Origin of the sequence: Caballeronia choica (assembly GCF_001544535.1) — a bacterium.
Taxonomy (GTDB): Bacteria; Pseudomonadota; Gammaproteobacteria; order Burkholderiales; family Burkholderiaceae; genus Caballeronia; species Caballeronia choica.
In genome coordinates this window covers 1-7930 of record NZ_FCON02000234.1, presented here as the reverse complement: position 1 = coordinate 7930, position 7930 = coordinate 1, and the positions used below count along the sequence as shown (strand labels likewise).

Below are 7930 nucleotides of genomic sequence, written 5' to 3'. Positions count from 1 at the left end.
GGCGACCATATAGCGCATGCCAACGATAATGGACTTCAACTTCTTGCCCGATATGGGCAGAATGAATGCGAACTCGCCCTCGGCCGACGCAATTTCATGTTCGCTGGCTCTGACAGCGGTGGCGAGCGAGCCGCCGCAATGTATAGCTTGATCGGCTCGTGCAAGTTGAATGGCATCAACCCACGCGCCTACCTGGAATATGTGCTTACGCACATTGCTGATCACCAGGCCAACCGCATCGACGACCTGTTGCCCTGGAACGTCGCGAAGCATCTGCTCCCATCTCCACCTTCATTGATTTGATCCCTTCTGCCCGCGGCAGGCTTAGCCTGCCGCATTCTCCGACGCTTGTCCAAAGGATTCTCAACGGCCCTGGCGCGACGCATACGTATCACACGCGACGTGATGGCGAGCCACAGCGTGGACCCGAAGCGCGTGTACATTGCCGGTCTATCGGCGGGCGGTGCGATGGCGGCGATCATGGCGCATACCTATCCCGATTTGTATGCGGCGGCAGGGATCCACTCGGGCCTCCCGGTTGGCTGTGCGCACGATTTGCCGTCGGCGCTAGCGGCGATGCGCGGCGGCAAAAGCAAAGCCGCGAAGGTCAGCCGCGGTGGCGTTTTGGAGATGGAAACACCGAAGCGTCCGCTCATCGTCTTTCACGGCGATGCCGACGCAACCGTGCACTTCTCCAATGCAACGGAACTCATGCGTAACTTCGGCGTCGAGGCATCGACACAGAACCAAGTGCCCAACGGTTTAGAAGGCGGGCGCAGGTACACCGTCAAGCGGTTAAAGTCAGAGAGCGGCGTTAATGCGGAACTCTGGACGATCCACGGCGCACCACATGCGTGGGCGGGCGGCAGCCAGCGGGGAAGTTACACCGATCCCGCCGGACCCAACGCCAGCGCTGAGATGGTCCGCTTCTTTCTTGAGCATCCGCGACGCCATTGAAGCACCCGCTTTTGACTGCGGCCCGCCAGAGGGTCGCTCGTCTCGCCGCCTGACGGTTTGGGGCGCGACTAAGCTTGAGCCACCGCGCAGCACTGCCGCGACGTCCGCCATCGATCACACCTCCATCGTTAAGATCGGAACAAAACGTGTGCTGTTATTTGGCGCCGGAGCATTGGCCGGAACCGGAGACCACCGACAGTAGCAGGCAGCATATGCATTGCCGGTCGCGAACGCGCTGCGCGAATGTATCAAGTGAGCCACCAGACATACATGATGAACATTTTCCGGGCCGCGGATTCCGCACGTCGATCAGACCGCACTGCGGATTGCCACAAAAGCGCGCTCGTCCCGCACGTAGAGCTTTTGCGAATCAAACCGCAACACTGCCTCGTCTATAATCAAAAAACTACAGTTCAATTAGCGGGGACCCTAGTTCATGAGTCAAGCGCACGGGCGGTACTCGGGATCTCGAGACAACGGCCAGCGCCAAGCGCGCCACGTTAAGAAAACGCAATCCAACCGACAAGTCCAAGCATACGTGAAGGGACCTCCTGCTCGAGACCCCGCTCAGACTGCTTCCATTTTCAAGACGCGATCGTTTCAGTTACTGGTCGATGCGGTGGGTGCAGAGAATATTGCGTTAGGACTGGATTCGAACCTCACGCGAGTGGCGGAACTGATCAAGGGCGAGCGCTTCACGCCCGAGACAGCCTTTCACATGGAAACCACGCTTGGGTTGCCGCACGGCTTTTTTGATCAGCCCAATCCTGTGCTCGCGCCCGAGACCATCGCTCGTTTGAAATCACCATTGGACTTTGTTCAACCGGATGACGAACCAGAAGTCGTATCCGAAATATACAAGCCGGCTTCCGCCGCAACAGTCAGCCAACAGCCATTATTTGAAGATCGTCTGCCAGAGGAACCAGAAATGCCAAAGAAAGTAACTGGCGGATCGCCAACGGTCGTCCAGAAGAGAAATGCGGCTGTGCAGCCAGGCGCTCGCAACCCTCTAAAAGACGCAACTGCGAACGTCGAGTCTTCTCCGAAGGCGAGCCCACAGCAATCGCTGGCTTTAAATGGCAGCGCAGCTGTTCAAAATATTCGGCGCACCAACCTTCACGTTCTCACGACCCGCAAGGGATCCAAAGTGACGCTTGGTGTGGTCATGGGGCTTACGGGGTCCAACATGGCCCATCGGCTGTACGGCAAGAAACGCATGGACGATGCGGAAGCGAATCGCTTCACGGAGCGCCTGGGTTTGCCAACCGGATGGCTGGACACTCCGCGCTCGGAGGCAGAGATCCCAGAATCCGTGTCCCGTTTGCTTCTTCCTACTTCGCGCGGTAGGGCATCCGACGTGGAACAACGAGCGAGTACGCGTGCCGATGAAAGCCCACCTGACTCAGCAGGTGTCCCGCACGAGGAAGAGGCGACTGTCGTCAGCCACCAAGATCATGCAAGCGACCCCATCGCTGAGCTTGCTAGTCGCTCAGTTCGAGAAAGCGACGCTTCGCTCCCGGCAACGCTCGGACAGAACCCAGGCGCTGCAGCCCTGCAGCTTCACCCGATGCAGCGCACCTTCACTTCCGTGACCAGCCTGGAAAATCTCGACGGTATCGAACCGATAGCGGAGGCACTGATCAAGACGCTGGCAGGCAAAGCACGTATTGGCCGGTTGGACCAGTTGAAAGCCTTGGAGCTATTGCAGCAAGCGGTGTCGCTTTGAATCGGTGAGCCGATGGGTCGGGTGTGAAAGCACAATAGCCCGCTACGACCGCGCGAGGGGAGTCGCGCTTCCAGAGACCCGGCGTTAGGCGCGCACGAGAAAATCGTCCCGATTCTTGTCGACAATCCAATGCGGTGCCCGTCCTCGACCGCTCCACGTGGCGCCGCTTTGCAAATCGCGATACTTCGGCACAGGGGTGGTCGTGACTTCTTGGCTTTCGTGTTCCCGACCCATCAGGTCCGCGAGGCTAATTTGATATTCGCGCATCTTGCGCACGATTTCGGCAAGGACCAGTTCTGCTTCGCGCTGGCGCGCCGCGGTCACCTGCTGCTGAAGCGTTTGACGCTGCGCGAGCAGTTCTTTGAGGCTAGGTTGCTTAAATTCCATTGAGGGAGATTTGCTCTTTGATCGATCGGGACGCGGCGTAGAGGGCCAACGGGTAATCTGAAAACATCGTCGCGCCAACGCAACTACCCGGAACGCTAATTGGCAATCGGAGGCGTCTTGGGTAGCGCTACGGAAGCAACACAGGCGCTGTCTGGAGAAGTGCAGGCGAGATGATGTCACGCACTTCAGTGGCGAACCCGTCGGCTCGCCTCGCCAGACCACATACACGTGAGGGCGGCGAGTAATACTTCTGGAGGGGTGGCGAGACGAGCAGGTGCCACTCTACGCCGGATCCGGCAGCGAGCAGATCCGACGCTCGTACGGGCTTAAAGCGGCTGGATGTTGGCCGCTTGCTTGCCTTTCGGGCCTTGCTTCGCTTCAAAGCTGACCTTTTGATTCTCCTGCAGCGACTTGAAGCCGTCCGCCTTTACTTCAGAAAAGTGCGCAAACAAATCTTCACCGCCGTCATCCGGTGTGATGAAGCCAAAGCCTTTTGCGTCGTTGAACCACTTTACGGTACCGGTTGCCATCTGCTGATTTTTCCTAGAGGTCATGCATTTTGAGTGATCACGCCGCGCGTCGAATTCGATGCGCGACATCAATCTTGTAACACGCGAACGTCGCTCCGACTACCCGGATCTGCCCTGATGCTCGCATCGCCCCCGCAAAAGCTCACCTTCGTAGTCCGCCGGCGCCAGCAAGCTCTGCGAATGCACTCGGACACGACCTGTGCCGGCGCCTCGGCCCCTTCGCGGACGCACAGGAAGAACGGCGAAGGGCAAAACAGACAGCCGATATGAAGCTGCAAATTCACCGATGCGAAATCGGCGAGGCGAGCGCACCGGTCTATCCGACCGCGGGCGCTCCTCGTCATCCAATGCATCTCAACCCGGCGATGTGCGCGTTCGCGGATTAACGGTCGAGAAACCTCTTAGCTTGTCGGCGCGGCTCGGATGCGTCAGTTTTCGCATTGCCTTGCTTTCGATCTGGCGGATCCGTTCGCGGGTGACGTCGAACTGTTTGCCCAGTTCCTCGAGCGTATAGTCCGCCGCGGTATCGATCCCGAAGCGCATGCGAAGCACCTTCGCCTCACGCGGTGACAGCGCATTGAGCGCCTCATCGATCGCGGCGCGCATGTTGGCAGGCACGGCGGCGTCCGCGGGAGACGACGCCATTGGGTCCTCGATCATGTCACCGAGCGTCGCATCGGCATCTTCGCCCAATGGCGTCTCGAGCGAGACCGGCTGCTTCGCGATCTTCAAGATGCCGCGGATTTTCTCCTCCGGCATTTCCATGCGCTCGGCGAGCACGGCCGGATGCGCTTCCTGTTCCGTCTGTTGCAGGATTTCACGCGAAATGCGGTTCAGCTTGTTGATCCTCTCGATCATGTGCACCGGCACGCGAATCGTGCGCGCCTGATCGGCAAGCGCACGCATCACGGCCTGGCGCACCCACCAGGTCGTGTAGGTCGAAAACTTCCAGCCACGCCGGTATTCGAACTTATCGACCGCCTTCATCAAACCGATGTTGCCTTTCTGAATCAGATCCGAGCGCGGCGCCGTATTCGCGCGACGCCGCCGCCGTGTTTTCGGTCCATTGAAGATCGGTCTCGTGACCCGGAAACGATTCGACGAAACCTTCACGTGGCATCCCGCACCGGTCCACAGCGATCTGCAAAATGCGCCGCTCGATCGTGCGCACGTGTGCGACCTGCTGCTGGACATCGGCGCACAACCGGTCAATGGTTCGCGCCGTGAAACGGATGGGAGCGAGTTCGTGTTGAATCTCCTTGCACAGGCGCGCGAAGGCGGCTATTCCATTGCCTTCCGTGGCGCCGGCACGCGGAATTTGGTCGAACAACTCACCCACTCGCGCAAAGATAGCGAGGCTGTCGCTCGCTGTTTCAGGCGCGCTTCGTTCGCCTTGTTCGTATCCGCTGCTTCGAGACCGTTGTCGTCATCGGCGTCCACATCGTCGGTGTCGGCAGCGTCCGCGTCGACGTCCTGCGAAGTAGCCGAATCTGACGCCGAAGGGTCGTCCTCTGCGTTGCTTTCGTTAAGGCCGTCGACCAGTTCGTCGATGCGTAGTTCACCGGCCGCTACCTGCTCCGCACTCGCAAGGATCGTCGCGATCGTCGCCGGGCAGGCCGCAATCGCCTGAATCATCTCGTGAAGACCGTCTTCAATGCGTTTCGCAATCTCGACCTCGCCTGCGCGCGTCAGCAATTCGGTCCCGCCCATTTCGCGCATGTACATGCGCACGGGATCGGTGGTGCGGCCGAATTCGGAGTCGACCGTCGAGAGCGCGACTTCCGCTTCTCATCAGACTGGTCGTCCGATACGGCAACGGGCGCCGTGTCGTTCAGGAGCAGCGTCTCGGCATCGGGTGCCTGCTCGTAGACCGCTACGCCCATGTCATTGAACGTGCTGACAATGGTTTCGATCGCCGCGGTCTCCGCAAAGTTGTCGGCAAATGATCGGTGATTTCCGCGTGGGTCAGGTAGCCGCGCTCCCTGCCCAACTGAATGAGTGCGCGCATCGGGCGCTGCCGTTCCTCGTCCTGCAACGCCATGGACGCGGGGTCCATCGGCAGCAAGACCGCGACTGTCTTGCCCTTCGACGCGCGCCGACCCGGAGCTTTCCGCGCGGATGCGGCCGTGTTGGGTGGGCCGGCGCGTGGCCGCAGTCCGAAAGCTCGAAGGTGGCGACCGTGCCGCTCCTCGACGCCGCGCCACGCTTAAAGCATGGCGTCCACGGTGCTCCGCGCCAGTAAGTCGGAGTGCTGGCCGCCCAGGATGAGCACCGGGCATTCAATCTTGTCCCAGACGTGCAATAGATCCACGTCGAGCCAGATTGGTAGCGCGAACCGCAGGCCGACGCCGGCATCGAAGCGAAACCGAAAGTGGCCTGCGCCGTCCGGGACTGCGGTGTGCACGGCAAGATGACGCGATAATAGACGGATGAGCCGTTGATCTTCGAGGCCCTCTATCCGGTAGCCAGTTGGACCACGTCGACGCGTTGTTGTGTAATCGCCATGCTCTTCTGCGCCAACGAATCCAGCTCAGCCGAGCCGCAAGGATCTCTTCGCATCGAAACCCAGAACCCGACGTCAGCGAACCGATGAAAAAAACGCAAGGATCGCAATGTGGTGGTCTCGCATTGGTCACTGACGCAAACTGGCTCAATCGAACCGCACCAATCAAGCTCGGGCATCCGTCCGACGAAGCATCGCCAGAACGAGCGAAACTCACGCACGGAAAGAGCGTGTCGCGAACCGTGGTCGTTAAACGCTTGGATCCGGTCGCCGGGCACGCGTTTCCGACGACCTGCGTCAGGTATCGCGCCACGTCCGATCGCATAAAGAAGCGACGCCTTGAAAAGTGTTTTCTACACATTTCGACATATTCGCAGGGAAATGATGCTTATTTTCCAGAGCCGTCGTGTTCGATAGGTGCCCGTTTATGCAATTACTCGTCCGCGCGGTTGCGTTAGGTACAGCCGTTGCGCAACGAGCATGCCGACGCGCACGGCACGATATCAACAATCATGGAGGTTGAGATGGATACAAAAGCAGAAGGAACGGTTCAGGACGTCGCCGGGAAAGTACAGGACACGATAGGCGACATTGTGGCGACTCCGCGACGCAGCTTAAGGGTAAGGCGCGTGAACTGGGCGGCAAGGTGCAGCAACTCTATGCTGACACCGCATCGGTCGTCCGGGACAAAGCCACCGAAAGTCCGCTCGGCACTTTGGCGCTCGTCGCTGTTGCAAGTTTTTTGATGGGCGTACTGTGGTCGAACAGCGGTTCGGATCCCGCCCCGAAGGAATACCCGAGAGAGAGCTGAAACACCGAGTCCAGAAGTAGTCGGAACACCGAGCGTCTTACTGACGCATCTCCGTCGGACCCGCGGAAGATCCGCGCGTCCAATTCAGCCCACAGCATCGAGTGCCTGTTACATGAAACTCCGCGTTGGCTTCCAGTTGACCTATTCCTGTCCGCATGCTACACCAGCAGTGCTCATGTTGAACACGCATCCATCGATGGCAGACAAAGTCGTCATGGCCGACCGCATTTCGTTCGACCCGCCCTTAGCGTTCACGCACTATTATGATGCGTTTGGCAACCTGTGCACACGCATCGTCACGCCCTCTCATGGATCTTTGCGGGTCTCGACCGAAGGGGTGCTCGAGGTGCCTGGCACCCCGGAAACCTATCCCGCTGACGGCCATCGGCATCCCGTTGAGGAACTCCCCGACGATTGCCTTCAATTCCTGTTAGGCAGTCGCTACTGCGAAACGGACCTACTCTCGAATATCGCGTGGGGGATGTTCGGCAGCCTTCCTCAAGGGCGCGCCCGGGTCCTCGCGATCTGTGACTATGTTCACGCCCATATCAAGTTTGACTACAAAAAGGCACGCCCTACCAGGACGGCGTTCGAAGCCCACCAGGAAGGCATCGGCGTGTGTCGCGATTTCACTCACTTGGCGGTCGCACTGTGCCGGGCCATGAATATTCCCGCGCGATACTGCACGGGCTATATCAGCGACGTCAATCTTCCCCCGCCCTACGCGGCCCAGGATTTCTGTGCGTGGTTCGAGGCGTACCTCGGAGGCGTGTGGCAGACCTTCGATCCTCGCAATAACGCACCGCGTACCGGCCGCGTGCTCATGGCGCGTGGCCGCGATGCGACGGACGTTCCGATCAGTATGACGTTCGGAGACGCCGCCTTAGTTGAATTCAAGGTGATATGCGAGCCCGGCTGATGATTTTCTCGATCGCCGCAACATCGTTCACGACTCGTCCGCGATGAAGACGTTTCACTGTACCAGTTGCGGACATTTGATCTTCTTCGAGAACGTT

Annotated in this window: 6 protein-coding genes and 2 pseudogenes; 4 read left to right on the top strand and 4 right to left on the bottom strand. The window is 59.3% G+C overall.

Translation table 11 applies throughout. The features are described from left to right. From AWB68_RS40750 to AWB68_RS40740, 3 genes and pseudogenes are all read left to right on the top strand, one after another. Window positions 1-303, top strand: a 303-nt coding sequence (locus tag AWB68_RS40750) for a transposase domain-containing protein (RefSeq protein WP_374729658.1), incomplete at its 5' end; no start/stop codon positions are given. A gap of 87 nt (window positions 304-390) precedes the next feature. Then, window positions 391-957: pseudogene (locus tag AWB68_RS40745) on the top strand (extracellular catalytic domain type 1 short-chain-length polyhydroxyalkanoate depolymerase); the annotation flags it as partial. A 436-nt stretch (window positions 958-1393) separates the two neighbouring features. Next, window positions 1394-2683 (top strand): hypothetical protein, encoded by a 1290-nt coding sequence (locus AWB68_RS40740; protein WP_087649834.1) that lies wholly within the window; start codon window positions 1394-1396, stop codon window positions 2681-2683. Between the two features lie 84 nt (window positions 2684-2767). On the opposite strand, the gene AWB68_RS40735 is transcribed toward AWB68_RS40740, so the two are convergent. The 4 genes and pseudogenes from AWB68_RS40735 to AWB68_RS40720 form a co-directional block, all read right to left on the bottom strand. Continuing rightward, the gene (locus AWB68_RS40735) at window positions 2768-3070 is read right to left on the bottom strand and encodes an H-NS histone family protein (protein WP_087649833.1); all 303 of its coding nucleotides are present in this window, start codon (window positions 3068-3070) and stop codon (window positions 2768-2770) included. Between the two features lie 326 nt (window positions 3071-3396). After that, a complete protein-coding gene (locus AWB68_RS40730; protein WP_087649832.1) occupies window positions 3397-3600 on the bottom strand; it encodes a cold-shock protein in 204 nt (67 codons plus the stop codon). A 354-nt stretch (window positions 3601-3954) separates the two neighbouring features. Next, window positions 3955-5755 (bottom strand): annotated as a pseudogene (rpoD, locus tag AWB68_RS40725) (RNA polymerase sigma factor RpoD). Between the two features lie 51 nt (window positions 5756-5806). Beyond that, window positions 5807-6004 carry a hypothetical protein gene (locus AWB68_RS40720; protein ID WP_087649831.1) on the bottom strand — a complete coding sequence of 66 codons (198 nt, stop codon included), beginning with the start codon at window positions 6002-6004 and terminating at the stop codon, window positions 5807-5809. 1022 nt (window positions 6005-7026) lie between these two features. Between AWB68_RS40720 and AWB68_RS40710 the strand changes: the two genes are divergently transcribed. After that, entirely contained in the window at window positions 7027-7833 is an 807-nt protein-coding gene (locus AWB68_RS40710) for a transglutaminase-like domain-containing protein (RefSeq protein ID WP_087649830.1), read from the top strand. Window positions 7834-7930 lie beyond the last annotated feature (97 nt).

Excerpts from the sequence above, each read along its gene's own strand:
- AWB68_RS40735 (WP_087649833.1), bottom strand. The coding sequence starts at position 3,070 with ATGGAATTTAAGCAACCTAGCCTCAAAGAACTGCTCGCGCAGCGTCAA.
- AWB68_RS40740 (WP_087649834.1), top strand. The coding sequence starts at position 1,394 with ATGAGTCAAGCGCACGGGCGGTACTCGGGATCTCGAGACAACGGCCAG.
- AWB68_RS40730 (WP_087649832.1), bottom strand. The coding sequence starts at position 3,600 with ATGGCAACCGGTACCGTAAAGTGGTTCAACGACGCAAAAGGCTTTGGC.
- AWB68_RS40710 (WP_087649830.1), top strand. The coding sequence starts at position 7,027 with ATGAAACTCCGCGTTGGCTTCCAGTTGACCTATTCCTGTCCGCATGCT.